The organism is Chloroflexota bacterium, assembly GCA_040902225.1.
GTDB lineage: Bacteria > Chloroflexota > Limnocylindria > QHBO01 > QHBO01 > CF-167.
On record JBBDXT010000004.1, the window covers coordinates 794,232 to 821,188 of the forward strand.

General features: G+C 69.1%; 25 protein-coding genes and 3 tRNA genes. 6 read left to right on the top strand and 22 right to left on the bottom strand.

Features of this window, described 5'->3' with window-relative positions; translation table 11 throughout:
• Positions 1 to 5: 5 nt before the first annotated feature.
• From WEB29_06285 to WEB29_06385, 21 genes are all read right to left on the bottom strand, one after another.
• Positions 6 to 980 carry a M48 family metallopeptidase gene (locus tag WEB29_06285; GenBank protein MEX2136554.1) on the bottom strand — a complete coding sequence of 325 codons (975 nt, stop codon included), beginning with the start codon at positions 978 to 980 and terminating at the stop codon, positions 6 to 8.
• A gap of 31 nt (positions 981 to 1,011) precedes the next feature.
• Positions 1,012 to 1,623: a LemA family protein gene (locus WEB29_06290; protein MEX2136555.1), complete on the bottom strand. Its 612-nt coding sequence runs from the start codon at positions 1,621 to 1,623 to the stop codon at positions 1,012 to 1,014.
• A 73-nt stretch (positions 1,624 to 1,696) separates the two neighbouring features.
• Positions 1,697 to 2,473, bottom strand: a complete 777-nt coding sequence (locus WEB29_06295; protein MEX2136556.1) for a hypothetical protein — start codon at positions 2,471 to 2,473, stop codon at positions 1,697 to 1,699.
• 244 nt (positions 2,474 to 2,717) lie between these two features.
• Positions 2,718 to 2,794 (bottom strand) — tRNA-Val (locus WEB29_06300).
• 61 nt (positions 2,795 to 2,855) lie between these two features.
• A tRNA-Leu gene (locus WEB29_06305) sits at positions 2,856 to 2,940 on the bottom strand.
• A gap of 10 nt (positions 2,941 to 2,950) precedes the next feature.
• Positions 2,951 to 3,038: transfer RNA gene (locus WEB29_06310), tRNA-Leu, on the bottom strand.
• A gap of 81 nt (positions 3,039 to 3,119) precedes the next feature.
• Positions 3,120 to 3,341, bottom strand: a complete 222-nt coding sequence (secG, locus tag WEB29_06315; GenBank protein ID MEX2136557.1) for a preprotein translocase subunit SecG — start codon at positions 3,339 to 3,341, stop codon at positions 3,120 to 3,122.
• A 44-nt stretch (positions 3,342 to 3,385) separates the two neighbouring features.
• Positions 3,386 to 4,930 carry a 2,3-bisphosphoglycerate-independent phosphoglycerate mutase gene (gene gpmI / locus WEB29_06320; GenBank protein MEX2136558.1) on the bottom strand — a complete coding sequence of 515 codons (1,545 nt, stop codon included), beginning with the start codon at positions 4,928 to 4,930 and terminating at the stop codon, positions 3,386 to 3,388.
• Complete coding sequence (tpiA, locus tag WEB29_06325) at positions 4,927 to 5,712, bottom strand: triose-phosphate isomerase (GenBank protein MEX2136559.1); 786 nt, start codon at positions 5,710 to 5,712, stop codon at positions 4,927 to 4,929. The genes gpmI and tpiA overlap by 4 nt, the downstream gene beginning before the upstream one ends.
• Positions 5,709 to 6,590, bottom strand: a complete 882-nt coding sequence (whiA, locus tag WEB29_06330) for a DNA-binding protein WhiA (GenBank protein MEX2136560.1) — start codon at positions 6,588 to 6,590, stop codon at positions 5,709 to 5,711. The genes tpiA and whiA overlap by 4 nt, the downstream gene beginning before the upstream one ends.
• A 12-nt stretch (positions 6,591 to 6,602) precedes the next feature.
• Entirely contained in the window at positions 6,603 to 7,922 is a 1,320-nt protein-coding gene (locus WEB29_06335) for a gluconeogenesis factor YvcK family protein (protein ID MEX2136561.1), read from the bottom strand.
• On the bottom strand, positions 7,919 to 8,866 hold the full coding sequence (gene rapZ, locus WEB29_06340) for an RNase adapter RapZ (GenBank protein ID MEX2136562.1): 948 nt from the start codon (positions 8,864 to 8,866) through the stop codon (positions 7,919 to 7,921). Before rapZ ends, WEB29_06335 begins: the two co-directional genes overlap by 4 nt.
• A gap of 39 nt (positions 8,867 to 8,905) precedes the next feature.
• Positions 8,906 to 9,880 carry a histone deacetylase gene (locus WEB29_06345; protein MEX2136563.1) on the bottom strand — a complete coding sequence of 325 codons (975 nt, stop codon included), beginning with the start codon at positions 9,878 to 9,880 and terminating at the stop codon, positions 8,906 to 8,908.
• Positions 9,881 to 9,885: 5 nt separating this feature from the next.
• Positions 9,886 to 10,596, bottom strand: a complete 711-nt coding sequence (tatC, locus tag WEB29_06350) for a twin-arginine translocase subunit TatC (protein MEX2136564.1) — start codon at positions 10,594 to 10,596, stop codon at positions 9,886 to 9,888.
• A gap of 55 nt (positions 10,597 to 10,651) precedes the next feature.
• Entirely contained in the window at positions 10,652 to 10,870 is a 219-nt protein-coding gene (locus WEB29_06355; GenBank protein MEX2136565.1) for a twin-arginine translocase TatA/TatE family subunit, read from the bottom strand.
• A gap of 51 nt (positions 10,871 to 10,921) precedes the next feature.
• On the bottom strand, positions 10,922 to 11,752 hold the full coding sequence (pyrF, locus tag WEB29_06360; GenBank protein MEX2136566.1) for an orotidine-5'-phosphate decarboxylase: 831 nt from the start codon (positions 11,750 to 11,752) through the stop codon (positions 10,922 to 10,924).
• A complete protein-coding gene (recJ, locus tag WEB29_06365; GenBank protein MEX2136567.1) occupies positions 11,749 to 13,533 on the bottom strand; it encodes a single-stranded-DNA-specific exonuclease RecJ in 1,785 nt (594 codons plus the stop codon). Before recJ ends, pyrF begins: the two co-directional genes overlap by 4 nt.
• A gap of 71 nt (positions 13,534 to 13,604) precedes the next feature.
• Positions 13,605 to 14,696, bottom strand: a complete 1,092-nt coding sequence (gene secF, locus WEB29_06370; GenBank protein ID MEX2136568.1) for a protein translocase subunit SecF — start codon at positions 14,694 to 14,696, stop codon at positions 13,605 to 13,607.
• Between the two features lie 4 nt (positions 14,697 to 14,700).
• Positions 14,701 to 16,035: a protein translocase subunit SecD gene (gene secD, locus WEB29_06375; protein MEX2136569.1), complete on the bottom strand. Its 1,335-nt coding sequence runs from the start codon at positions 16,033 to 16,035 to the stop codon at positions 14,701 to 14,703.
• A gap of 115 nt (positions 16,036 to 16,150) precedes the next feature.
• Complete coding sequence (uvrC, locus tag WEB29_06380; GenBank protein MEX2136570.1) at positions 16,151 to 18,130, bottom strand: excinuclease ABC subunit UvrC; 1,980 nt, start codon at positions 18,128 to 18,130, stop codon at positions 16,151 to 16,153.
• Complete coding sequence (locus tag WEB29_06385) at positions 18,127 to 19,305, bottom strand: LCP family protein (GenBank protein ID MEX2136571.1); 1,179 nt, start codon at positions 19,303 to 19,305, stop codon at positions 18,127 to 18,129. Before WEB29_06385 ends, uvrC begins: the two co-directional genes overlap by 4 nt.
• 112 nt (positions 19,306 to 19,417) lie before the next feature.
• Between WEB29_06385 and WEB29_06390 the strand changes: the two genes are divergently transcribed.
• The 6 genes from WEB29_06390 (at position 19,418) to WEB29_06415 (ending at position 24,887) form a co-directional block, all read left to right on the top strand.
• Positions 19,418 to 20,239, top strand: coding sequence for a UvrD-helicase domain-containing protein (locus tag WEB29_06390; GenBank protein MEX2136572.1), 822 nt, complete (start codon positions 19,418 to 19,420; stop codon positions 20,237 to 20,239).
• Positions 20,240 to 20,453: 214 nt separating this feature from the next.
• Complete coding sequence (locus tag WEB29_06395; protein ID MEX2136573.1) at positions 20,454 to 20,957, top strand: cupin domain-containing protein; 504 nt, start codon at positions 20,454 to 20,456, stop codon at positions 20,955 to 20,957.
• 128 nt (positions 20,958 to 21,085) lie between these two features.
• Positions 21,086 to 21,793, top strand: coding sequence for a hypothetical protein (locus WEB29_06400; GenBank protein MEX2136574.1), 708 nt, complete (start codon positions 21,086 to 21,088; stop codon positions 21,791 to 21,793).
• Between the two features lie 65 nt (positions 21,794 to 21,858).
• Positions 21,859 to 23,499, top strand: coding sequence for a phosphotransferase (locus tag WEB29_06405; GenBank protein ID MEX2136575.1), 1,641 nt, complete (start codon positions 21,859 to 21,861; stop codon positions 23,497 to 23,499).
• 1 nt (position 23,500) lies between these two features.
• Positions 23,501 to 23,983 carry an isochorismatase gene (locus WEB29_06410; protein MEX2136576.1) on the top strand — a complete coding sequence of 161 codons (483 nt, stop codon included), beginning with the start codon at positions 23,501 to 23,503 and terminating at the stop codon, positions 23,981 to 23,983.
• A gap of 100 nt (positions 23,984 to 24,083) precedes the next feature.
• Positions 24,084 to 24,887 carry an MOSC domain-containing protein gene (locus WEB29_06415; protein ID MEX2136577.1) on the top strand — a complete coding sequence of 268 codons (804 nt, stop codon included), beginning with the start codon at positions 24,084 to 24,086 and terminating at the stop codon, positions 24,885 to 24,887.
• A gap of 436 nt (positions 24,888 to 25,323) precedes the next feature.
• Here the strand turns inward: WEB29_06415 and WEB29_06420 are convergent, their stop codons facing one another.
• The gene (locus WEB29_06420; protein ID MEX2136578.1) at positions 25,324 to 26,706 is read right to left on the bottom strand and encodes an FAD-binding oxidoreductase; all 1,383 of its coding nucleotides are present in this window, start codon (positions 26,704 to 26,706) and stop codon (positions 25,324 to 25,326) included.
• Positions 26,707 to 26,957 lie beyond the last annotated feature (251 nt).

Consider the following 26,957-nt stretch of genomic DNA (forward strand, 5'->3'; position numbering starts at 1 on the left):
CCGGCTCACGAAATCTGGCTTGGGTCCTGCCCGAACTGCCCGGCCAGGCCGCGCAGGACGGCGATCCGCTCCGCGATCGGCGGGTGCGTATCCCACATGCTCTTGGCCCGGGTCTCGAAGCTCTTGATCGGATTCACGATGTAGAGATGCTGGGTCGCCCGGTTGGCGACCTCGAGCACGTCGGGGTCTTCGGCAATCGTGCGCAGCGCCCGCGCCAGGCCGATCGGGTTGCGCGTCAACTCCACCGCCGAGACATCGGCCAGGGACTCGCGCTGCCGGCTGACCGCCAGCTGGACCATGCGGCCGATGAGCGGCGCCACGATGGCAAGGACCAGCGCGACGATGAAGAGGATTGCTGCCAGGCCTCCCCCACCCCGATCTCGGTCGCCGCCGTCGCGGCGCCCGCCGCCCCAGAAGGTGAAGCGCAGGAACCAGTCCGCCAGGAGGGCGATGCTGCCGACCAGCACGCCGACCAGCAGCGCGAAGCGGATGTCGAAGTTGCCGACATGGCTCAGCTCATGGGCGATCACGCCCTGGAGCTGCTCGCGGTCCATCTTCTCGAGCAAGCCAGTGGTGACCGCCACGGACGCGTGCTTCGGATCGCGCCCCGTGGCGAACGCGTTCGGGGCGGAGTCGTCGATCACGTACACCTTCGGCATCGGCAGCCCGCTGGCGATCGTCATCTCGGTCACGACGTTGAGCAGTTGGCGATATTGGTCGGGTGGATCCTGCTGTGGCACCTCCCTGGCGCCGCTGGATAGCAGCACCAGCCGGTCGCCCCCGAAAAACGAGCCGACGCTCATGACCGATGCCACGACCAGGGCGATCACCACGCCACCCCAGCCGAAGCCGCTCGCATACCCGATGGCGGCGCCGAGCGCCGCCAGGACGATCGCGACCACGAACACCAGGATCCACGAGTTGCGCCGATTGCGAGCGATCTCGCGGAAGAAGGTGCTCGGCGCCGGGCTCGCGGTCATCGCCGCTGTCCCGGTGAAGGGGAAATCGGTCCTAGGCCTCCGCCTGCGGCGGTGGCGCGGACTGCGGCGGTTCGTCGCGCAGGTTCACGGTCGGGACCACCGCATCGGCCTCCTCGATCTGGAAGTAGTCGCGCTCCTTGAATCCGAACATCCCGGCGATCACGACGCTCGGGAAGGTCTGGATCGAGGTGTTGAAGTCCCGCACGGTGCTGTTGAAGTGCTGCCGCGCGAAGCCGATCTGGTTCTCCGTGGTGGTCAGCTCCTCCTGGAGCTGGAGGACGTTCTGGTTCGCCTTCAGGTCGGGGTAGTTCTCGACCAGGGCGAACAGCTGGCGCAGCGCGCCGGTCAGGAAGTTTTCAGCCTGGGCGGACTGCGCCGCCCCGGCGGCCCCCGCCTGCGAGGCGCTGACGGCGGCCCCGCGGGCCTCGATGACCTTGGTCAGCGTCTCCTGCTCAAAGTCCATGTAGCCCTTGACGGCGTTGACGAGGTTCGGGATCAGGTCGTGCCGCCGCTTCAGCTGGACGCTGATCTGGTTCCACGCCTCGTCGACGCCGTTGCGGCGCTGGATCAGCCCGTTGTAGATGAAGACGACGAAGGCGGCGAGGACGACCAGGACGATCAGGACGATCCAAATGGGGTCCATGTCAGGTCATTCTCCAGATGCAATGGTTGGTTCGGCCATCGTAGCAGCCCTCCCTCTGGACCGAGACGTATCCTCATGCCTGCTCATGTTCTCGAAGACGGTGATCGCCATGACGGGCGGTCAGTTCACCGACTTCTCCCCGTACGTCGCCTCGATCAACGAGGCTGGCATGGTCGCGTTCCAGGCGGCATTGCACGATGGCTCCATGGGAGTCTTCATCGGGAGTGGCGCTCCCGAAGCGGAGCCTGCAGGGCCGTCGCTGGCCAGGGTGTCGAGCCATCCTGACCTCAACGATGCCGGCGACACGGCCTTCTACGGGGGTGACGAGGATGGCGTCGATGGCGTTTACCTGCTCCGCGCGAAGGCCCTCCATCGCCTCGCCGCGCCCGACGGCGAGCTCTCGGCGATCGGCCCACTGGGCCCGACGATCGACGAGGCAGGCCGGGTAGCCTTCCGCGCCCATCGCATCGGTGGCGTCAGCGGCATCTTCACCGCGGACGACACTGCCGTCACGACCGTCGCCGACACCAGCGAAGGGTGGAGCCGATTTCATGGGCTGCCCGTGATCGCCCCTGACGGAAGCGTGGTGTTCCGTGCGGATCGCAAGGGCGGCGTGGAGGGCATTTACGCTGCGGACGGCCCATCGACCCACGCCATCGTTGAGACCGGGCGATTGTTCAGCAGGCTGGCGCGCTTTCCCTCCGCCACCGATGACGGGACCGTGGCGTTCGCCGCGACGCTCCGCGCTGGCGGCGAGGGAATCTTCTCCGCCGACGGAAGGCGGATCACCCAGGTCCTCGGGCCTGATGGCGCCTTTGAGAGCTGTCGCGGCGCCCTGCTGGCCGACCACGGTGTCCTGGTCGCGATCGCCAGGCCGCGCGGCGCTGGCCTGGGCCTCTTCGCCGGGCCGGATCCAGAGTTTGACCGGATCATCTCCATCGGCGACGAGCTGCTCGATTCAGAGGTTTCCGATCTCGCCGCGAACCCGGTGTCGCTCAACAGCAGCGGCCAGGTGGCAATTCGCATCCGGCTGGCGGATGAACGACAGCTCATCCTGCGAGCGGATCCTGTCGGCAATTGGGTGGATCGCTGGGTGGTGGGCGGTGAGGGACTCGAACCCCCGACCCCCTCGGTGTAAGCGAGGTGCTCTGACCAGCTGAGCTAACCGCCCGTCGGGATGGTACATGCGAGACGCCGCCTCTTCGGCGGCGTCATCGGTCTCGTCAGGGAATTGGTGCCCAGGCCGGGACTTGAACCCGGATGAGTTGCCTCATACGCCCCTCAAACGTACGCGTATACCAATTCCGCCACCTGGGCATCGGAAGGGTGGTACCGAGGGAGGGACTTGAACCCACACGACCGTAATGGTCACTAGGTCCTGAACCTAGCGCGTCTGCCTATTCCGCCACCTCGGCACGTGTTCTCGCGGGTCGTTTCCAGCGAGGCGGCCGATGATAGCACAGGGCTCCGGGCTCCCCGGAGCAGGGTCTGCCGCCTCAGGTGGTCTGCGGCAGCAGGTTCAGCAGGCTGAAGATGACGAACAGGGCCGCCAGCAGGATGGTCAGCCGAAAGAGCGTCCGCTCGATGCCACGCCGGCTGCGGTAGGCGGTCACTTCGCCGCCGAATGCGCCACCCAGCCCGGTTCCGCGCTGCTGCAGCAGGATCGCGGCGATGAGGGCCACGGCCAGGATTCCCTGGGCGACGACAAGTGGATTCATGGGTCGGGAGTGTATCAAACGGCGCCGCGTTGGGCTCCGGCGCCTCAGTCGACGACGAGGCTGCGTCCGGTCATCGACCCGGGTGCGGGAACTCCCATCAGCTCGCAGATGGTCGGCGCGACGTCGGCCAGGGTGCCGTCCCGAAGGCGGACCGATTGGCGCTGCGGATCGACCAGCACGAACGGGACGGGGGCGGTGGTGTGCTTCGTCTGAGGCGCGCCGGACGGGTCGCGCATCTCCTCGATGTTCCCGTGGTCGGCGGTCACGATGAGCGCTCCACCGGCGCCCAGGCACGCTTCCACGAGGCGCGCGAGGCAGCCGTCGATGAACTCGGCGGCCCGCACGGCCGCGTCCCAGACCCCGGTATGCGCAACCATGTCGGGGTTGGCGTAATTGACCAGGACAAAGTCGAACGCGCCGGAGCCGATGGCGGACACGACCTCGTCGGTGATCGGCTCCGCGCTCATCTCCGGAGCCAGGTCATAGGTCGGGACATCGCGCCGCGACGGAACGAGCAGGCGCTCCTCGCCTGGGAACGCGGCCTCCACGCCGCCATTGAAGAAGTAGGTCACGTGGGCGTACTTCTCGGTCTCGGCGACGTGCAGCTGGCGCAGGTGGAGCCGCGACAGGAGGCTTGCCAGCGAATCGATCACGACCGGCGGAAAGGCCACTGCCACCGGCAGGTCGTCGGCAGTCTGATACTCGGTCAGGGTGGCCACCGCCAGCCCAACCGGTCGGCGGCCGCGATCGAACGCATCGAAGTCCTTGAGGACGAGTGCGCGGGTGAGCTGCCGGGCGCGATCGGCTCGGAAATTCAGGTACACGACCGAGTCGTGGTCCCCCATCCCCTGGTACCCCGCCACCACGGCGGGCCGGATGAATTCGTCGCTCTCGCCCCGGGCATGGGGAAGCTCGACCGCCTCGACCGGGGTGGCCGCGGTCTCGCCATGCCCGTGCACGATCGCCTCCCAGGCCGATGCGATCCGGTCCCAGCGGCCGTCCCGATCCATGGCGTAGAAGCGGCCGCTGACCGTGGCAATGGTGGCGTGACCGGCGATGTGACGCATCAGTGCCGGCATGAGCTCCGCGGCTGAGCGCGGCGCCGTGTCCCGCCCGTCAGTGATGGCATGCAGCAGTACCTGCTCGGCTGGGAGGCCGGCGCGCTTCGCCAGCTCGACCATTGCCAGCACGTGCTCGTCGACGGCATGCACGCCGCCCGGGCCGATCAGCGCCAGCAGGTGCATTCGCGTTCGGTGCTCGAGCGCATGGCGCGTCGCTGCGAGGAGCACCGGGTTGCTGAAGAAGCTGCTGTCGGCGATCGCCCCATTGATGCGCGGCAGGTCCTGCAGCACGGGGAAGCCGGCGCCGAGGTTCAGGTGACCGACCTCCGAGTTGCCCATCTGCCCCGCTGGCAGGCCGACCGCCTCGCCCGACGCCTCCAGCCGAGCCGTCGGCCAATCAGATGTGAGGCTGTCCCAGGTCGGCATGCGCGCCGACAGGAGAGCATTTCGCGCCGGGTCGTCGGAGAGGCCGAAGCCGTCGAGCACGCACAGGACGACGGGGCGTGGCGGCGTGATGGCCTCGCTCACCCCCGCGCCTCGACGGCCAATCGCACGATCTGCGCGAAGCTGCCGGCGTTCAGCGAAGCGCCGCCGACCAGCGCCCCGTCGACGTCGGGCTCGCCGAGGAACTCCGCGGCGTTGTCCGGCGTACAGCTGCCCCCGTAGAGGATCGCGACCTCGTCCGCGCCCGCCGGATCGGACTCGGCCAGGATGGAGCGGATCTGCGCGGCCGCCGCCTGCGCATCCTCACCCGACGCGGCATCGCCGGTCCCGATCGCCCAGACCGGCTCGTAGGCGACCACCAGGCGGCTGCCGGCTATCCGGGGCAGGAGCGAGATGGCGGCGCGCAGCTGTCGTTCGATGACCGTGGCGGTCAGACCGGCCCGCCGCTCCTCGGCGCGCTCGCCGATCGCCGCGATCGGCACCAGCCCGTGGGCGACCGCGGACGCGACCTTGGCTGCCACCGCCACATCGGTCTCGTTGTCGTACTGCCTCCGCTCGGAGTGCCCCAGGATCACGTACTGGGCCACCTCGGCCACCATCAGCGGGGAGGTCTCACCGGTGAATGCGCCAGCCTCCTCGGCGTGCATCGTCTGTGCCCCGATGCCGAGCCGCCCTGGCTCGGTCGATCCCCCACCGAGCGCGGCGGCGACCGCGGAGAGCCAGATCGTCGGCGGGCAGATCACCGACCGAGCGGCGAGGCCAGCGACGGCGTCGCGCACGTCGAGCGCCAGGGCCACTGCGAGGTCAGTGGAGGCGGGGTGCATCTTCCAGTTGCCGGCAATCAGGGGCGGGCGGGATGCGTTCACCTCAGCTCCTGTCTGCTCGTGCCCCGTCGCGTGCCGGCCGCATCGGCGGCCAGTTCGACCAGCCGTCGCAGCCGATGGTTCATCGCCGAGCGGCTGATGCCGAGGCTCGACGCAAGCGTATCGAGATCGGCGTCAGGCTGGCGCCGTCGTTGCGCGGCCGCTTCGCGCAGCCCATCGGCCAGGCGCTCGAGCTCGCCGACGGCCTCCAGGCGGCCGATCGCCTGTAGCTGCCGGTCGGCCGCCCGCACCGTGCGCGCCAGGTTCGCCTCCTCGGCATTCAGCAGGCGGTTGAGCCGATTGCGCACGTCCCGGCTGACGCGGCTCGTCTCGAAGTCGAGCAGGGCGCGGTTGGCGCCGACCAGGCGCAGGAGTCCGGCGATCTCCTCCTGGCCCTTGAGGTAGACCACCTGCCGTCCACGGCGCTCCATGCGGGAGCTGCGCACCTCACTCGCCTCCAGCAGGCGCTGCAGCTGAACCGCGCTGCGGCGGTCCCGGAGCACGAATTCGACGTGCGGGCCGCCGGGTCCGCCACTGACCGAGCCGGCGCTGAGCAGCAGGCCTCGGAGGAAGGCCCGGCGATCGCAGGCCCTAGCCGTCACCGGCTCCCACGACGAGGGCAGCGCGCCCTCGAGTTCGACCCGCAGGTGGTGCCGGCCCGGGCCGTGAGGGGCGGTCGCGGCGGCGCCTGGCGCGGTTGCGGCGACGCCGATCGAGGCCGCCAGCCGGACCGCGATGCGCGCGGTCGCGTGGTCCAGGGTGCGAACTCCGCCATCGGCGCCGGCCGACTGCAGGAGGCCGACCAGCTCGGCTCGCCGGCAGCAGGCACGAGCGGGACGGATGCGGGCCAGCTCCCCACGCAGCTCGCTGGCGACCAGCATGCGGTGGCCGCGTCAGCCGGCGGAGGCGGTCGGCTGGGAGACCGTTCGCCGCTGGCGTGGCCGCTCGGCGCGATCCTGCTGCTGGATCCGCATCAGCGCCGCGGCCAGCTTCGCCGGATCGTGCCGGTGCGCATTGTTGACGTCGACGAGGTCCTCCTCGACGATGGTGACCTCGAACCCCTCGAGGCGCCGTACGTCGACCTGCACCGGCTGCCCCAGCCAGCCGTCGGGGCGCCGCGCCTCGTGGTTGTCATTCAGCAGGACGTAGTCAAACAGGCCGTCCCCGACGTGCTCGATGAGCGCCTCGAGGTGCTGCGCGGCGGAGTAGAAGCCGGTCTCTCCGGGCTGCGTCGCGACGTTGCAGACGTAGGCGCGGATCCCGTTCGCCGCCGATACCGCATCGCGAATGTCGCTGATCAGAAGGTTCGGCAGCACGGAGGAATAGAGGCTGCCGGGGCCGACCACCACCAGGTCCGCCTCGAGGATCCGCTCGATCGCCTCGGGATTGGCGCGCACGTCGGCAGGCTCGATCGAGACCGTCGCGATCGGCTCATCGGCGGCGCTGATGGAGGCCTGCCCCAACAGGCGACGGCCCGACTCGAGGGTCGCGGCCAGGTTGAGCGGCACGCTGGTGGCCGGCAGCACCTGGCCCCGAACCGCCAGGACGCGGTTCGACTCGCGCACCGCCTCCTCGAAGTCGCCGGTCACCGCAGTCATGGCGGCGATGAACAGGTTCCCGAAGGCGTGGTCGTCGAGCCCGGAGCCCGGCGGGAATCGGTACTGCATGAGCTGTGTCATGAGCGGCTCGGCATCGGCCAGGGCGGCGATGCAGTTGCGGATGTCGCCGGGCGGCGCGATCCCCAGCTGCTGGCGCAGGCGGCCGCTGCTTCCGCCGTCATCGGCAAGGGTCACGATGGCGGTGATGTTGGCGGAGTAGCCCTTCAGGCCACGCAGCAGCGTGGAGAGCCCCGTCCCCCCACCGAGCGCCACGATCCGCGGCCCGCGCGCCAGGTAGCGCTTCGTGTAGAGCACCTCCAGCACCGAGTCGCCGCGAGTGACGAAGGGCGAGACGATGCTGCGCATCAGCCCCCACACGCCGACCGAGGTGAGCAGAATCCCGCCGAGGGCCACGAGCAAGGCGCGAACTGGGCGGTCGAGGCCTGCGCCGGTGAGCGTGACGATGAACGAGTCATCGGGCAGGCCGCGATAGAACTCGACCAGCATGATGGCGGCGCCAAGGCCAAGAACCGTGATCCCGAAGAAGAGGACCAGCAGCCAGCGCTTGAGGTGCATCCCCGGGTAGAGCCAGCGAGGGAGGCGCGGCCGCTTCATCGTTCGAGCTCGCGGTGGAAGACGGCGACGGAGACGCCACCGAGGCTCCCCAGCCGCTCGGCCAGCTCCTCGGCCAGCGCGATCGAGCGGTGGTAGCCGCCGGTGCAGCCGAGCGCCACCGTCAGCCGGGTCTTGCCCTCCGACCGGTAGGCCGGCACGGTCAGCTGGAGCAGCTCGACAACCAGCTCGATGAATCGGCCGGCGGCCGGCTGACCGAGCACGTAGTCACGTACCGGGGTCTGGAGCCCCGACAGCGGCTTCAGGTCGGGGACGTAATATGGGTTGGTCAGGAAGCGGACGTCGAAGACGAGGTCGGCGTCGATCGGGATGCCGAACTTGAAGCCGAAGGTCAGGATGTCGATCAGCAGCTCGTCGGCGGCGCTCTCACGCGGCACGTGGCGGAAGAGCTGCTCCTTCAGCTGGCCGATCGAGAGGCCGCTGGTATCGATCACCTGGTCGGCGAGCTGCCGGGCGCGGGCGAGGCGCTCCCGCTCCAGCAGAATCCCCGCCTGCACGCCGCTCCGCGTCTCGAGCGGATGGCGGTGGCGCGTCTCACTGAAGCGGCTGACCAGGACCGCGTCGCTCGCCTCCAGGTAGAGGACCTGCATCGGAACGCCCCGTTCGGCGAGCGCGGCGCGCGCCGCCTCGATGGCCGGGGCCGGATCGCCGGCCCGGATGTCGAGCACCAGGGCCACGTTGCGAAACCGGGCCGGGTCCTCGTCGCGCAGGGCCAGGAAGCGATCCAGCAGGTCGGGCGGAAGGTTGTCGACGCAGTAGTAGCCGAGATCCTCGAACAGCTTGCTGGCCTGGCTCTTGCCAGCACCCGACAGCCCGCTGATGACCACCACCTGACCATCGCTGCCTGCCCGGGTGGCGCGTCCGGTCGCCTCGGCGCGAGTCCGCGGGACGGTCGCCGGGGCGGCGGGACCTGCTGCTCGTGCCATGCGCCCTCCTCGTCGCCGGGATCGAGGTCGAGTATAGCCTCAGCCAGCCTCGAGACCGGAGAGGCCGGCCAGCAGTCCGGCGACCGTAGCCGCCGCGCTGTCATGCAGCGCGTCGAGGTCGTAGCCGCCTTCGAGGGTGAGCGCAATGCCCCCAACCCCACCGGCTCGCGCCATGCGCCCGACCGCCTCGGCCACGCTCCGGTAGCCGGCCGCCGTCACCTCGAGCTGGGCCAGCGGGTCAAGCCGATGGGCGTCGTAGCCGGCCGAGACCAGGATCGCGGCGGGGGCGAATGCCTCGACCGCGGGCAGGAGCCGCGTCAGCCAGGCCTCGGTGAAGGCATCGTCGCCGCTCCCTGGGGCGAGTGGAACGTTATGCTTGCTGCCGAGCCCCGGACCCGTCCCCCGCTCCGCGGCTTCGCCGCTCCCTGGGTAGAGCGGCATCTGGTGGGTCGAGGCGTAGCACAGGTCGGGATCGCCATCGAAGATCGACTGCGTGCCGTCGCCGTGATGCACGTCCCAGTCGAGGATCGCGATCCGTTGGGCGAGGCCGGAGGCTCGCAGGGCGAGTGCCGCCACGGACACGTTGTTCAGCAGGCAGAAGCCGGCTGCCCGATTGCGGCGGGCATGGTGCCCGGGCGGACGCACCGCGGCGAAGGCCACGTCAACATCCCCCGCCGCGGCAGCGCGCGCCGCCTGGATCGTGACTCCCGCGGCCAGGCGCGCGGCCACCATCGAGTCCGGGCCGATGAACGTATCCGGGTCGATCCAGCCGCCACCCTCACGTGCCACTTCGTCGAGCAGCGCGAGGAACGGCGCAGGGTGCACTCGCTCCAGATCGGCCGCCTCTGCGGGCTCGACCGCAGGTCGCCCGAGGCTCGCCCCTGCAGAGGCGGCGCCATCGGCGACTCCCGACGCTGCGGCCGACAGGCGTTCCGGTCGCTCGGGATGGGCCGGCGGACGGTGCCCCGCCATCGCCTCGTCGGTGAGCAGCAGCACGCGACCGCCGGTGGCCATCGGTCCTAGCGCCGGATCATGCGGATGATCAGCAGCGACCCCTCGAACAGCAGGAACATCACGCCCGACAGGATGAGCGGCGAGATCGGGTCGCTGCCGGGGGTCAGCACGATGGCGAAGAGGACGATCGCGAGGATCGCCCATCGGCGTCGTGAGGCAAGGCGGCGGTGGTTCAGGATCCCCACCCGCGCCAGGCCGATGAGCACGATCGGGAACTCCAGGACCAGGCCGAAGGCCAGCATCATGGTCGTCACGAAGCCGACGTAGGCGTCGATGGTCAGGTTCGGGCTGGCGAGCCCCACGGAGAAGTCGAGCAGGAAGCGCAACGTGTACGGGATGACGAGATAGCCGACCACCACCCCGACCACGAAGAGCGCCATGGCGGCGATGATCACGGGCCAGATGAAGCGACGCTCGCGCTTGGTGAGGCCCGGCGCCACGAAGCGCCAGAGCTGGAACAGGATCACCGGCATGGCGATCCCGATGCCCAGGAAGCCGGCGATCTTCAGCTGGGCGGAGAGTGGTTCCGCCGGACTCAGGAAGAAGAGCTCGCGGTAGCCGTCCGGCAGCTGGTCGCGCAGGATGATCAGTACCTGGCGCGAGATGACGAAGCCGCCGATCGCGGCGACCAGGATCGATGCCACGATGATGATCAGGCGGCGGCGCAGCTCGCCGAGATGCTCGATGAGGCTCATCGTCGGGCCTTCGTCGGTCACGCGTGCCTCATCTGCAGGTCATCGCCTCCCCCACCCGCTCAGACCCGGGGCTGGGTCAGGCCTGTGGCTTGTCGTCCGTGGTCGACGGCTCGGGGGGCGGGGCCGACTTGTTCGGCTCGCCGCGAATCGAGCTCTCGAGGTCGTTCGACGCCTTGCGGAACTCGCGCACGCCGCGGCCGATGGCGTTGCCGATGTCCGGCAGCTTGCCCGGGCCGAAGACGATCAGCACGACCACGAGCAGGATGATGAGCTCAGGCCAACCGATGGGTCCCATGTGCTTGGCGGTTCCTCGTTGGCGGCGCGAGTCGCGCCGGGTGGCGTGGCGCTAGGCCGGCAGTGTAGCACCGGCCTCCTGCATGCGGCCGAGCCACGACTGGGCCGATGAGGCCGCGGCGGAGCGCCATCCATCGCCGCGCGATGCAGCCGCGATGCCGCGCGAGATGCTGACCAGCCCGGGCGCCGCTGTGCCGCGGCAATGTGCCAGTGCGGCCGCCAGATCGCCATCCTGGGCGCCGACACCGGGGACAAGGAAGCCGAGCGCGGGAACGAGCCGCCGAAGCCGCGCCAGCTCGGCCGGCGCGGTGGCCCCGACGACGAGCCCAACCCGTCCATCGGTCCACCTGCCGGCGGCCCAGGCCGCCACGTGCTCATGCAGCGGAGCACTGCCGATCAGCATGTCCTGCAGCGTGCCGGCACTCGGGTTGGTCGTGCGCGTGACGAGGTAGACGACCCGCCCCGGATAGGCCAGGAACGGCTCGACGGTGTCCTCGCCGAGGTACGGCGACAGCGTCACCGCGTCCGCCCCGAGCAGGCCGAAGAGGGAGGCTGCGTAGCGTTCGGCTGTCGAGCCGATGTCCCCGCGTTTGGCGTCGAGCACCAGGAAATGGTCGGCTGGCAGGTCGGCGACGAGGCGTTCGAGCGCAGCCCAGCCGGACGAGCCGAAGGCCTCGAAGAAGGCGACGTTGACCTTCACCGCCACCGCGTATTCGGACGCGGCCTCGACCAGGCCGCGCGCGAAGCGCTCAATCCCTGAAACGTCGCGCGGCAGCTCGTCGGGCAATGTATCCGGATGGGGATCGATCCCCAGGCAGAGGGGCGCGCCGAGCCGGGCAATTCGTGCACGAAGCCGGTCGAGGGGATCCGGTCGATCGCTCATCTGGCAGACGACACCTCGAGCGGTGCTGCCTCTCCCACCGGGATGGGCGCGGTGCTGGCGGCGATGCGCCGCGCGGCGAGCGGGCTGACCGTCGCCTCGGCGTAGTCGACCACACGGATGCGCAGGCGAGGCAGTCCCTGGAAGAGGTCCCGCTCCAGGGTCCCGACCAGGTCGAGCGCGACACCGGGCTCCGGCAGGGCCCGATCCGGCGGAGTCCCGAAGGCGATCGCATCGAACACCTCCGCGCCACGGCGCATCCGCAGAGCGACGTGATCTCCGGTGGCGCCGACGCGCCGCGCATCGGCGACCTGGAGTCCGGTCACTGCCAGCAGCGGTTCGACATGGCCTGGCCCGAACGGCGCCAGCCGGGCAATCTCCTCGGCGAGCGGCCAGCCGAGGTGCATCGCGGGCAGCACCAGGTCGACCATCAGCGCGGTGGCCCGCTCGGCGGGTCGCTCGGGATCGGGCGGGAACGGGCGCGGCAGGGCAGCAAAGGCGGCGACGAACTCGGCCCAGCCGTCGATCCGCAGGCTGAAGCCCCCTGCTGACGGATGGCCGCCGCGCTTGAGAAGCAGCGGAGCACAGGCCTCCAGCGCGAGGGCAACGTGAAAGTCGACGGGGGCCCGGACCGATCCCCGCAGCTCGTCCTCCACCGCTGCGGCCACGGCCACCGGCCGTCCGAGCGTCTCGACCAGCTGATTCGCCACCAGCCCGAGCACGCCGGGCGCCCAGCCATCTCCGCGCAGAGCGAGCGGCCCGTGGCCAGGTTGCGTGGCGGCCAGTGCCACGGCCGCCTCGATGGTCGCGGCCGTGATGGCGCGCCTCTCAGCGTTCACCGCCTCGAGTGCCTCCGCGATCCGCTCCGCGGCGACTGGGTCCTCCTCGAGCATCAGTGACATGGCGAGCTCCGCGTCAGCGATGCGGCCGGCGGCGTTGATCCGCGGCGCGACCCCGAAGGCGAGATCCCGCGCGGTCGGCTCGGTGGGGATCTCCGCCGACCGGGCCAGCAGGGCACGAAGACCCGGTCGCGAGGTCACGGCCAGCTCGTCGAGGCCCAGCCGCACGATGGCACGACTCTCGCCCGTCATGGGAGCCATGTCGGCGATCGTGCCAATGGCCGCCACGCCCGCAAGGTCCGCGGCGGCCTGGCCGCGGCGCGTCAGCAGCGCCGACGCCAGCTTGAAGGCGAGGCCGGCGCCGGTCAGGTCGGGATCGGGATACGCGCAGTCCGGGCGGTGCGGGTCGACCACGGCGACCGCTCGCGGCAGGGGGCCAGATGGGAGATGGTGATCCGTCACGATCACCTCCATGCCCAGCCCGCGCGCTTCCTCGACCTCCGTCGCGCTGGTCACGCCACAGTCACAGGTGATGAGCAGGGTGACCCCCGCCGCCGCCAGGCGCTCGAGGCCAACACGCGAGAGCCCGTACCCCTCGGCCAGGCGGGACGGCACGTGGCGCAGCGGCTCGACTCCCAGGGCCCGCAGAGCGAGCACCCAGACCACCACCGCCGTCATCCCATCGGCGTCATAGTCACCCCAGATCGCGATCCGCTCCCCCGCCTCGATGGCCCGCTCGATACGATCGAGCGCCACATCGGCATCGGCCATCAGCGAGATGTCATGCAGCGATGCCTCGCCCGCATGCAGGAAGCGGCCAAGCTGTTCGTCGTCGCGGAAGCCGCGACGGGCCAGCAGGGTCGCCAGTGGGCGCCCGAAGCCGGCGAACGGCGGAGGCTCCGGAAACGGCTCCGGCAGCAGCCATTCGAGGCGCGGGACGATCACCCGGTCATGGTAGCCGCGACGGGCTTACCCGGGACGGATCGGCCGGTTATCGCCCGTCGTCAGCGGGCGAGTCAGCGAGCGGCCGGGCGTGCCTTGCGAGCGGCGTCGAGCGCGCGTGCCTTGCGTCGCGAGTCCCACTCGTACCAGGCTGCGAGCAGCTGGCTGGCGTTGAAGATGGACGAGTAGGTGCCGCTGATGACGCCGATCAGCAGCGCCAGCGTGAAGGTTCGAATCGTGGCCGGACCGAGCAGCAGCAGGGCGGAGAGCGTCACCACCACGGTCAGACTGGTGTTGATGGAGCGACCCAGCGTCTGCAGGATCGAGTGGTTGACGATGGCGCCGAACGGCTCGCCGGCATGACGCACCCGGTTCTCCCGGATGCGGTCGAAGACCACGATCGTGTCGTGGACCGAGAAGCCGATGATGGTCAGCAGGGCGGTGACGAAGAGCGCGTCGAACTCGAGGCCGAAGAAGTAGCCGAGCATCGCGAAGATGCCGACCACCACGATCACGTCGTGCAGCAGCGCGATGATTGCGGCGGTGCCGTAACGGAACCCGAAGCGGACCCACAGATATCCCAGGATGAAGAGCTCGCCGATCACGATCAGGATGATCGAGCTCCGGATCAGCTCCGATCCGACCGTCGGTCCAACGGTGATGACGCTGCGCGGCTCCCCTTCGCCGAATCGGGCGATCAACTGCTTCTCGAGGTCATCGAACGGGGTCCCGGGGATCACCGGCACGGGGGTCGCGCTGGGCGTCGGGCTGGGCGATGGCGAGGGCGTCTCCGTGCCGCTCGGCTCGGGTGTCGGGCTTGGGGATGGCGAGGGCGTCTCTCCCGAGGGGAGAGGCGTCGGGGTGGGTGCCTGCGACACGCTGGGGATCGGTGTCGAGGGCGGCAGCAGGTCGATCGGGTCGGTCCGGATCTCGAGGAAGCCGTCACCGGCGTCGCGGACGATCGCCTCTGGATGGCCGAGTTCGACAAGGGCGGCCTGCACCTCGACCGCCGTTGGCCGCTCGGCGTAGCGAACCTGCCAGACCGTCCCGCCGGTGTAGTCGATCGACGGCTTCAGGCCGCCGAGCAGGATGAAGATCAGCCCGGGGATGGTGATCAGCGCGCTGAAGGCGAAGTACCAGTTGCGCTTGCCGACGATGTCATACATGTCGTCAGCGCTCCACGTGATACAGCTCGATGCGCCGGCCCCAATCGGTGCGTACCACCATCCGCAGAATCGTCCGGGTGACGGTCACTGCGCTGAACATCGAGATCAGCACGCCGACGATCAGCACCAGCGCGAAGCCGCGCACAACCGTGGTCCCCTGCCAGTAGAGCCAGGAGGCGACCAGCAGCGAGCTGACGTTCGAGTCCAGGATGCTCGACCAAGCCCGGTTGAACCCAGCCTCGATCGCCGGCCCCAGCGTCTTGCCGAGCCGGATCTCCTCCTTCATGCGCTCGAAGATGAGGATGTTGGCGTCCACCGCCATGCCGATCGACAGGATGAAGGCAGCAACCCCGGCCAGCGTCAGCGTGACGCCGATCAGTCGGAAGACCGCGTACGTCACGAGCGAGTAGAAGATCAGCGCTCCGGCCGCCAGGACGCCGGGCAGCCGGTAGTGGGCGATCATGAAGAGGAGCACCAGCGTGAGGCCGATCGCCCCCGCGACGAGCGCCTGGGCGAGGAAGTCCGCCCCGAGCGTTGGGGCGACGGTCTCGACGCCCTGCTCGCTCAGCGAGACCGGCAGCGCGCCGAAGCGCAGCGTGTTGTACAAGTTGGTGCGCTCGATCTCGTTCGCCTGGCCGGGCGGTCCGACGGTGATGATGGTCTGGCCACCGCAGATCGCGCCGTTGATGGTCGGCGTGGTGATGACGCGCCCGTCGAGAGCGATGGGCCCCGGGTTATTGACGTTGGCCGTGGTGAATTGGCACCACGCTTCGGACGCTGGGCTGGCCAGCGTGAAGCCGACACCGATCTGGCCGCTGTTCGTGCCCGGGTTCACGCTCCCAGGATCAATCCTGCTGCCGTCGAAGAGGACCGCCACGGACCCGTCGGCGATGAGGGGACGGATGTCCTGGTCGACCGTCAGCGCCTGGCCCTTGGGATCGATGAACTGCAGCTGCCCGGTCGAGCCGACCAGGCTGCGAACCTGGTCCTCGTCGCCGCTGGAGAGGCCCGGTATCTCGACCACGATGCGCCGCTGGTTGCCACTCACCTCGGTCCGGACCTGCGGCTCGGAGACGCCGAGGCCGCCAACACGGCGCTCGATGATGTTGCGCGCGGTCTCGATCTGCTCGTCCGTGACCGCCTGGCCCGACTGGGGAGTCACCGCCAGCGTGACCCGGATCCCGCCCTGCAGGTCCAGGCCCAGCACGGTCTTCAGCTCGTGGCCGAAGATGTTGGAGGGCAGCCACGTCAAACCGAGCGTCTGTCGGGGGAGGTCGATGAAGATCGCCAGCAGGAGGGTGACGAGGATCACCCACGGGGCGGTGCGGCGCCAGGTCATGTGTGAGCCAGGTGAACCTCTCGCTCCGGTCGTCGCGGCTGCCGCAGACACCAAACGCGCCGCACACTTGCGGCGGGCCGCGCCAGTATAGGCACGCTCAGATGGGCCCGCAATCTCAGGCCAGCATCCCTTCGCGGGCCAGGTGGCGCTTCAGGCGATCGGCCAGCTCGCGAGGAATTCCGGGCGTCTCCGCGAGCTCATCGACCGACGCCTCCCAGATCCGGCGCACGCTGCCGAACCGCTTGAGGAGCGCCTTCTGGCGCACCGGGCCGATCCCCTCCACCTCGTCGAAGACGCTGGCCAGCGCGCTGCGGCTTCGGACGGAGCGGTGATAGGTGATGGCGAACCGGTGCGCTTCGTCGCGGATGCGCTGCACCAGGTACAGCCCCTGGCTCTTGGGGGGGAGGATGATCGGCTCCGGTCGGCCGGGCAGGTACAGCTCCTCGAAGCGCTTCGCCAGCCCCGCCACCGGCACCTCGCCGAGGTCCAGCTCGCGCAGCACGCCCACGGCGGCGGAGAGCTGCCCCTTGCCCCCGTCCACGATCACGAGGTCCGGCAGGGCCCAGCCGGCATCGCGCGCCGCCGACGGACGCGCGGCAGGATCGACGTCACGCTCATCGGCCTCCTCTCCGAGCCCCTCGACCGCCGGGTCGGCCCCCACCGCCGCCAGCGAGAGGGCCCCGGTCTCCGCGCGCAGGCGCGACGCGCGCGAGAAGCGGCGACGGATCACCTCGGCCATCATGCGGAAGTCGTCGGGGGTGTCGCCGGATCGGATCCGGAAGCGTCGGTACTCCCGCGGCTCGGGGCGACCGGTGACGAAGACGACCATGCTGCCGACCGCGCTCGTGCCCTGGATATTGCTCATGTCGTAGCACTCGATCCGCTCGGGTGCCCGTCCCAGTCCGAGCGCGGTGGCCAGCGCCTCCAGCGCTTCGTCGCGCTTGCCGGCGTCCGCGAGCCACTCGGCCCGCTCGCGCGACAGGGCCTCGACCGCGTTCTGGGTGGCGAGCGCCACCAGCCGGCGCTTGTCCCCTCGCTCGGGGACGGTCAACGCGACCCGCGACCCGCGGCGGTCCGCAAGGAAAGCGGCCAGGGCATCGGCATCCGACGGTGCGAACGGCAGGACCACCTCGCGTGGCGGCCGTTCGGTCGCCAGGTAGTACTGGGGCAGGAAGGAGCCGAGCACATCGGCATCGGTGACGTCGCGTGCTCCCTCCACGATGAAGTGCTCGCGGCCGATCATCTTCCCGTTGCGGATGACGAAGAGCTGGAGGCAGGCCTCTCCCTCCTCCCGCGCGATCCCGATCACGTCCTGCTCGGCGCGGCTGTAGGCGGCGACCTTCTGCTGCTCGATCGTGCGCTCGACGGCGCGCAGCTTGTCGCGGGCGACGGCGGCCTGCTCGTAGCGGAGTGCGAGTGAGTGGTCCTGCATCTCGCCGCGCAGCTCATCGGCGATCCCCTCCTGGCGTCCCTCCAGGAAGTCGACCACGCGGTCGATGGTGGCCCGGTATTCAGCCTTCTCGATCGCCTGGATGCACGGCCCCTGGCATCGGTTGATGTAGTAGAGGAGGCACGGGCGCTCGAGGACCCGCTTCCCGTCGGGGATCTCCAGGTTGCAGGTCCGGAACGGAAAGATCTTGCGCAGCAGCTTCAGCGTCTCGTCGACGCTCGAGGCTGATGCGTACGGGCCGAAGTAGCGGCTGCCGTCACGGCTCAGCTTCCGCGTGCGCACGATCCGGGGAAAGTCCTCGCCCAGCGTGATCTTCACGAACGGGTAGCTCTTGTCGTCTCGGAGACGGATGTTGAAGCGGGGCCGATGCTCCTTGATCAGGTTGGACTCGAGCAGGTAGGCCTCGCTGACCGTGTCGGTGACGATGTATTCGATATCCGCCACCTCGGCGACCATGCGCAGGATCCGCGAGTCGAGGCCCGCCTTGGATCCGAAGTACGAACGGACCCGATGACGCAGCACGTCAGCCTTGCCGACGTAGAGGACGCGGCCGTGCGGCCCCTTCATCAGGTACACGCCAGGGGCCAGCGGGAGCTGGCGCAGGACCGTGCGCAGGTGCCCCTCGTTGTGCCCGTTGAGGGTCATGGCTGGCTGGGCGAAGGGCTCGGGGACGGGCTCTCCAGGGGCCGAGCCAGCTCGCTCTGGATGAACGCCTGCAGCGGCCCGTAGTCGCTTCCCGAGCTGCGCCCGATGACGACCAGGATGTACTGGCCGATGCTGTTGGTGGTCGCCTCCAGGATCACTCCCTCGCTCAGTTCGATGCGCCGATCGGCACGGAGATGACCGGAGATCAGGTAGAGGTCGATCGCCGACAGGTCGGTGGCCATCTGGCCCTTGAGCGCGTCCATGAGCGCCAGCCCAGGGCCGAGCGCGCCGATGCCGCCGCCCAGCTTGCCACGAATGGCGGTGAGCACCCGCTGCTGGCGAACGGATCGGGCGAAGTCGTTCGATTCAGCCTGCGCGCTCGTGTACCGGGTGCGCGAGTAGTCCAGCGAGCGCGTGCCGTCGAGGAAGATCGGTCCGGACTCGAAGGACCCGCCGTCCCAGTTGCCGGCGTTGTACTTGTTCTCGTTCCAGGTGTAGGCGAACGCGATCGGATTGTCGACCGTCACGCCGCCAACGCTGTCGACCATTGCCTTGAACCCGGCGAAGTCCAGCGCGATCCAGTGTTCGATGCTGAGCCCCGTCACCTTGGACAGGACCGCGGTGGCAGACGTCCCGGCCTCGTAGGCGCCGCCGCGCACGTACCCATCGGCGAAGGCTTCGTTGATCCTGGCGTTGTCGGGGATCTCGGGGAGGCCCTCGATCCACAGGTCGCGGGGGATCGGGATCATGGTGGTCGTATCGGTCTTCGGATCGATCGAGAGGATGTTGATCGAGTCGGCCAGGTAGATACCGCCCGTGTGCCCGGGCCCGCCATACCCGTAGATGGCGACGTTCACGCGCTCGCTGCCCATCAGGGGGAAGAGGAGCGAGGAGGACAGGGAGCCGGCCGAGCTGACCTCGTCATTGAATGCCGCGACGCGCTGCCAGAGGAGCCACCCGCCGGTGCATCCGCTCAGCAGCACGATCACCAGGAGCAGGAGCAGGTTGCGCTTCCAGCGACGCGGGCGGGGTGCCGCGGCCCGCGATCGCCGCGGGGGGCTCAGGGGATCGATGCCGCGCGCGCGAAGCACCTGCTCGCGTTCGATTGCCTCACGGATCCTGCGCGCGCGGGGACTCTCGGTGGCGTGGCGGGGCCGGCGGTCGCGCCGGTTCATTGGCAGCTCATCGGTTCGGCAGAGTCTTCTCATGCGGGATCGGGCGGACGACAGGATATCCTGATAAGCCGGCGATCATGCGCCGGTAAGGCTGCCCGCCGATCCTGACGGCATGGCGCTGGCCCAGGCCGTCACCCCGCCCGTGGCACGGTTGCTCGACGCGCTGGATGCCGAGCAGCGAGCCGCGGCGACCCTGCCGGATGGGCCGGCGCAGATCATCGCTCCGGCCGGCAGCGGAAAGACCACGACGCTCATCGCCCGGCTCGGCGTGCTCCTGACCCGCGGCGTGGCAGCCGAGCGGGTCGAGGTGCGGACCCTCCACGCCCTCGCGCGCCAGGTGCTCCTCGACGCGGGTGAGCCGGTCCATCTGCTGGCGGACCGCATGCCACTGCTGCGCGCGGCGCGGAGGCGCGTGGTCGCCGGGCGAGCCCCAGACGACCCGCCGGTCCCTGAGCCCGCCGCTCTCGACACGCTGCTGTCGGCCTGGAAGGTCGAGGGGAGGCCCCCGCCCGAGGCCGCGCTGCCGGCCCTCTCCATCTTCAGCGACCTCCTGGCCGCGCGGGGTGCGCTCGGTTTCGACGACCTCGTGGTTCGGGCGGTCGACCTCCTCGAGCGCGACCCCGCACTCCGGCAACGATGGCAGAGCCGCTTCAGCCACCTGGCGGTCGACGAGTTCCAGGACGTCGATGCGGCTCAGCTGCGCATGGTCCGTATCCTCGCCGAGCCGGAGCAGAACCTGTTCGTGGTCGGTGACGACGACCAGACGATCGTCAGAACTCGCACATATAGCGGCCTTAGCGAGCGAGGTGGCCGGAGACGCGACCGCGCTGCTACTCCGAGTGGTCGAGCTCGATGTCGGCCGGAGCACCGACGAGGTGAAGAGGCTTGTTGCCTAAGCTTAGATCGGAAGATGAAGCCTGGAGTGCGCGGGTGACCCGGGCAACGATCAGGAGTCCGATCACGAGCGCCTCGCCGTCGGGCGAGACCGAGGTGAGCCGCATCTGCAGGGAGCTCGGCAAGCCGGGCGGCGCCTTCCGCCGCCCGACGGCTTGCGCTCCGCGGCCGGGAGGTGGCCCAGCTGGGGCCGCGAACTCCCGCATCCCTTGTTAATCTCGGTAACGCCTGCCCGAATCGGTGACGTCTGTCGCATGCCCGACCTCGCCAAAGATCGCTCGTTCCTGATCCGCCCGGACCGGGAGCAAGAGCCGCCGCAAGGAATCGCGAACCTGCTTCGGATCGAGGGCAGTCGGATGGCGGGTCGTGTGGCAGTCATCGAACATCCGATCGCGCCTGGCGTCCTGGTGCCGCCGCACACCCACACTCGCGAAGACGAGGTGAGCTACGTCGTACGTGGCACGATCGGGGCACGAGTGGGCGACGAGTTCATCACGGCGGCGCCAGGGGCGTACGTGATGAAGCCGCGCGGGATTCCCCACGCGTTCTGGAACGCCGGGCCGGAGCCGGCCAGGATCGTCGAGATCATCGTCCCCGCCGGGTTCGAACGGTTCTTCGCCGAACTCGACGAGCTCGCACGACAGGGACCGCTTGACTCGCGTGCGCACGCGGCGCTCGGACAACGATATGGCGTGCGCTACCACGACGAATGGATCGCAGAGCTCGCTGAGCGCTTCGGTGTGCGCATACCGACCTGATGGTGTCGGCTACCCCTTCGGCCGGGATGCGTCGCGCATCCCTGATCCTCTCGGCGCGGGCCGGTGAGGCGCCGCTCAAATCCCTGCGATGCGGCGCTACGATTCCGCCAGAATGCTTGGGGACCACCATGCCGAGCGATGCCCAGCAAATGCCCGAGGCAGCCGATGTCCCCGGCCTCGACCAGGCCGTGGAGACCTTGACCCGCGGCGCCGAGATCCTGCGATCCCTGAGCCTGCACGAAGAGGCCGGCGAGGTGATCGCGATCCTCGAGCGGCTGGGGCCGGGTCCTGCGGGCATCGGTCATAACGTCTTCCGGCGGGAGGGTGAGTACCGTCTCATCCTGTACGGGTCGGACGTCTTCCGGCTGAAGGAGACGCTCGGGCTGTCGTACCTGGCAACGCTGCTGGCGCACCCGGGCCGCGAGATCCACGTGCTCGAGCTCGTCGGCAGCGACACGGCCCTGGCATCGCACGCCGGCCCGCTGCTCGACCCCGAGGCGCGGCGCGCCTATCGCGAGCGGATCGAGGAGCTCACAGCCGAGCTGGCTGAGGCGGAACGCTTCACCGATCCGGAGCGGGCGGCGCGACACCGCCAGGAGCTCAAGCTGCTGCGAGCGGAGCTCGCGCGGGGCGAGGGGCTCGGTGGGCGGGCGCGCGCCACGGGCTCGAACTCCGAACGCGCTCGGCAAGCGGCCACGAAGGCCCTGAAGAGCGCGCTGGCTCGCATCGCCGCCGAAAGCCCCTCCCTCAGCCGGCACCTCGCCAGCACCGTCCGCACGGGCACCTATTGCCGATACGACCCCGACCCCAGGCTGCCCATCTCCTGGCGTGTCTGAGGGCGCGACGCCGCTGTTCACCGTTGTGACGCCGTCCTTCACGCCTCAGGGATAAAGGAGGCGTCATGGCCACCATGCTCTCGGTCGATCCCGCCGCCGCCGGTGAGCGGTCGCCCATCGGTCCCGAGACCGTTGCCGAGCTCGAGCGCTTGATCGCGGCGACCGGTCTGGAGGCTTCACTTCGCGGTCGCTACTCCGTCGTCTTCGCCTTCCCAGGCATGGGCGTCGGGCAGCACTACCCCGAGCTGGCCGGCTGCACGCTGGAGGTCTGCACGTTCATCGACGAAGCCGGCGTCTTCGCGAAGCACGGCATCGAGGTAACCGGCCTCTCGGGCGAGCGGAGCGAACCACCTGCCGGCTGCCTGGCGATCCCGTTCCCGGTCGGCGTCATCGAGCAGTCCGACTTCGGTGGACCGATCGGCTTCGTCGAGCAGGACGGCCGCCGCTACGCGCAGCGTGCGACGCTCGTGATCTTCCCCGATGGCACCGGTGTCCGCCTCACGGGAATCGCGGACATCGTCGGGCACGTGCGGGCATGCCTCGACCTCGTGCTCGGCCACCGGCTCGAGCGCTTCCGACAGGCTGCGGTCGCGAGTGACGTCAGCCGCCTCCGCTCCACGGCGCAGCTCGGTCCGCTGCTGCCGAACGGGGCCGATTCGGTGGCCATCACCCGCGTCGATGTAACGATCCCGCTCGTGGTCAAGATGGCCGCGCCGGCCATCGTGCGCGAGGAGGCCGGCTACATGCGCCGCGTCAACGGCCTGCTGGAGCAGGCCGGTCGTCCGCGCCTCTTCCCGGCAGTCGTCGCCATCGGCGCCGACGAGGATCCGGCCTGGTATCTCATGGAGGCGGCCGATCCGGTGCCGCTCGACCGCCTCCTATTCGCGGACGAGGCGCGGACCGTCGTGGACTCGGCTCGGCGGCCACTGCTCACCGCGGGCATCGACCATCTCTCGGACCTCTATGAGCTCACTTTCCGGCGTGAGGTCTCGCCTGTGGCGCGGTACCACTACCGAGATCGATTCGCGGTCATCCCCGGGCGAGCCGACACGCGGCTCACCCACCAGCTGCTCGTCGGTGGCGGAGATCTCGACGAGCTGCTGAATCGGCCGATCGTCATCGATGGCTTCGCCTGCCACCCATATCGCCAACAGCTCGCCTTCCTGGAGCAGCATGTCGCCGATCTCGCTCAGCCCGTCGGTGCGTACCTCCACGGCGATGCCCACCTGCCGAACATGCTCCTTGCTGGCGACGAGTCGATCGTGTTCGTCGACCCCCGCGTGGTGTGGGACGGGAACGACGTCGGAGATCCAGGCTTCGGCGACCCGCTCTACGACTTCGCCACGCTGCTCCATAGCCTCCACGTGATGTCGGCCATCCTGCACGCCATCGAGGTGGAGGAGACAGTGGCGCTCCTGGCCTTCGAGGTGACGCCGGCGGGGATCCACGTGAGCTCGGGTACCCTCCGGATCCACGGCAACCCCGTGGTCGGGTCGTTCACGGCCACCGTCGCCGGCCGCCTGCCGCCTGACATCGCCGGCGCGAACTGGCAGGCGCGGCTCCATATCGGCACGGCCAACGCCCTCCTCGGCTGGCTCAAGTACGCGCGCTCGGTCCAGACCCGCGAGGCCTGGCTGGCCATCTTCGTCTCGGTGCTCTACCACCTGGAAGTCGGGCGCCGACTGGTCATTGGAGAGGAGATCTGACATGACTGCACGGATCGACCTGGTCGCGCCGACGACGCCATCCATCTCTCCCTATGTCGCCCGCCCAATCGCCTTCCATGAGCTGTGGCAGCCCGGCGGCTGGCGGCTCAAGGTCTACGGCATCGAGTACGAGCGCCCAGCTCCTCGACCGGAGCTCGTTGATGCCGCCAAGCGGCTGGCGCTCGAGGTGCTGCCGCCGGAGCCCGCCTACGCGGTCGGATTCATCGGCGCTCACGACGCGCGGGGTGGCTGCTACGTCTTCGTCGACTGGTGGGCCGATGAGAATGAGCTGCACCACAAGAACTTCCTCGGACCGTCACCCGACGACCTTCGATCAGCCGGACCCGACGACTCGGTGGCGTGTGTCTGGGACCTGGCAGTCATCGACTTCGAGCGACGCGCCTGGCACGAGCTCGTGGTCAAGCAGGCAGGCGCTCCTGATCTCGGGGCGTACCTCGCGCGCCGGTTCGAGGAGACGGTCTAGCGTCGCTTCCCGTCCCGAGAATCAAGTGTCGTGTGCAGTTGCAGGAGAGGAGGTCTGGGAAGTGACATCGGTTGAGACAGCGGGCGCCCTTGGGAGGGTGGTGGCACTTTGGCGTTACCCGGTCAAGTCAATGATGGGCGAGGAACTGAATGCGGCAGATTTGACCGAGCGCGGGATCCATGGCGACCGCGCCTACGCCCTCATTGACAGCGAAACCGGCAAGGTGGCGAGCGCGAAGAACCCACGTAAGTGGCCGAATCTGTTCGACCATCGTGCCAGCTTCGTGGAGCCACCGAACAGAAACAACGCGTTCCCGCCAGTCCGCATCACGCTCCCCGACGGAAGCATGCTCACCAGCGATCAGCCTGACATCAATCGCCGACTTTCGGCGGAGCTGGGGCGAGAAGTGACGCTGACGGCGGCAGCGCCGAACGAGCCCGAGCTTGAGGAGTACTGGCCGAACATCGAAGGCCTGGCTCACAACGACCTCGTGACCGATGAGGCGATGCCCCACGGAACGTTTTTCGACCTATCGGTGCTCCACATCCTGACGACGGCGACCCTTGACCGGCTCCGCGAGCTCTACCCCCAGGGACGCTTTGAGCCACGGCGCTTCCGTCCGAATATCATCATCGATCCCAACCCGGCGGAGGGCTTTGCGGAGAACGAATGGATCGGAACGGCGTTACGCATCGGGGCCGATGTTCGGGTGCAGATCACCGGTGGTTGCCCGCGGTGCGTCATGACGACCCTGCCCCAGGTGGACCTGCCGAAGGATCCCGGTATCCTGCGAGCAGCGGCCCAGCACAACGACGTACACGTCGGGGTGTACGCGAAGGTGATCCAAGGTGGCAGAGTGCAGCGGGGCGACCGCGTCGCACTGCGAGTCCCGATGCCAGCGTAACTTGTCTGGGCTCCCAGACCGGAGCGAGCATCGTTGGAGTGAAACCCGTTGAAACCCGCGACACGACTCTTTCCCGCCAATCATTTGTCAACGTACGAATAGGTGCTGCCATTTGCCGCAGGGTCAGGGCCCGTGGGAAGGAAGCGACCTGCATTCAAGTGGCTAACAGCCAGCCGTAGTTCAGGGCTCGCACATATGCATCCGGACCGCGAGCCGTCCAGTCACTACGAGCCCGACGTGCCGCACGGCGCAGCTTGGCCCGTCCCCTAGGGGCTTGGGTGGACCGACGCCGCCCGAGCTGAACGAAGGCGCGGCCGATCGTCTGCTCGCCTACCGCCACGCTCTACTCCTCGATCCCCTCGAGCCGAACGATGTCGTCGGGCGAACGCAAACGCTTATCTGCCGGTTTCCCATGCCACGACCGCGCTCGTTGCGGTCACGCCGCAGCCGGCTTGATGTTCTGGTTCATCCGGAATAGGTTGCCCGGATCGTACGTGCGCTTGATCTGTGCCAGCCGCTGGTAGTTGTGGCGGTAACTCGCCGCCACGCGATCTTCGCCTTCGTCCATCATGAAGTTCACATACGCGCCGCCGGCAGAATACGGATGCAGCGCGTTCCAGTAGTCGCGTACCCAGGCCGTGTGCGTTTCCATCGCGGCCGGGTCCGAATCGACGGCATAGATGACGTGTGAGAAGTTCGCGTCTCGGTAGCTCCAGGCCGAATCGCGCTCTCCGACGCGGTGCGCCGCGCCATCGACCGAGAAGGTGATCGCACCCGAGAGTGGGTTGGGAACGCTGGGTCCGTACTTCTGGTGCGCCGAGATCAGCTCATCACTCAGCTCCGTCACAAAGTCGGCCTTCCAGTAGTTGAGGAAGCCCGGCGGGGAGACGGAGTCGAACACGGTCTGGAGCACCGGGAACGGCATCGGACCCAGGCCCACCAGCTCGGGCGCGCCGAACTCCGCCAGCGGCCGGACGACCTCTTCGGCCTGCTCCAGCGGGCCGACGTAGCAGAGGACGGCACCGCACACGTTCTGGTTGTGCAGATGCTCCGGGAATGGAGGCTCCGGCTCGACGACCAAGAAGGCGAAGATGCCGTTCAGCTCCTCCGGCGCGTTGGCGATGAACTCGCGGTAGAACCTCATCACCTCTGTGGCCTTGTCCAGCGACCAGATGATCGGCCCCGCGTAGACGGTGCTGACCGGGTGCAGCCTGAGCTCGAACGAGGTGACGATGCCGAAGTTGCCACCGCCGCCGCGCAGCGCCCAGAAGAGGTCCGCGTTCTCCTGCTCGCTCGCCACGACGAACTGCCCGTCGGCGGTCACCACGTCGGCGGAGATCAGGTTGTCGCAGGCCAGGCCGAACGGCCGCGTGAGGTGGCCGATGCCACCGCCCAGCGTGAGGCCGGCGATGCCGGTGGTCGAGATGGCGCCGCCCGGCGTGGCGAGACCGAAGGCGTGGGTGGCGTGGTCGAGGTCGCCCCAGGTACAGCCGCCCTGGGCGCGGACCGTGCGCCTCCCCGGGTCCACCTGAATGCCCTTCATCGGCGACAGGTCGATGACCAGGCCGTCGTCGTTCGTGGCGAAGCCGGCCACATTGTGGCCGCCGCCACGGACCGAGAGGACGAGGCCCTCTTGCCGCGCGTAGTTGACGCAGGCCATCACGTCGGCCACGTCGGTGCAGCGGACGATGAACCGCGGGCGGCGGTCGATCATGGCATTGAAGACACGGCGCGCCCCCTCGTACTCCGCGTCGCCCGGCTGGATGAGCTGGCCCCGCAGGCTGCCCGCGAGTACCTCGACACCGGCTGCAATGGTCATCGCTGTCTCCTCCTTCTCGTCGAGGTCGCAGCTGGACCGCCGCCCGTATTGCTCGGGCGGTTACCGCTCGGGGGGCCAGCCCGAGAGGCCCTCCAGCGCGCGCGGCGCGATCCTCGAATACAAGCCCCGGCTCCCGACGCCAGATGATACGTGGTTCGCGTCCAGATTCTCGTTCTGGGCACCACCCATCGCTCGACCTCAATGCGATTCTCCCGCGTCTCAGACGAGAGAACAAGGCCTGACCAGCAAGG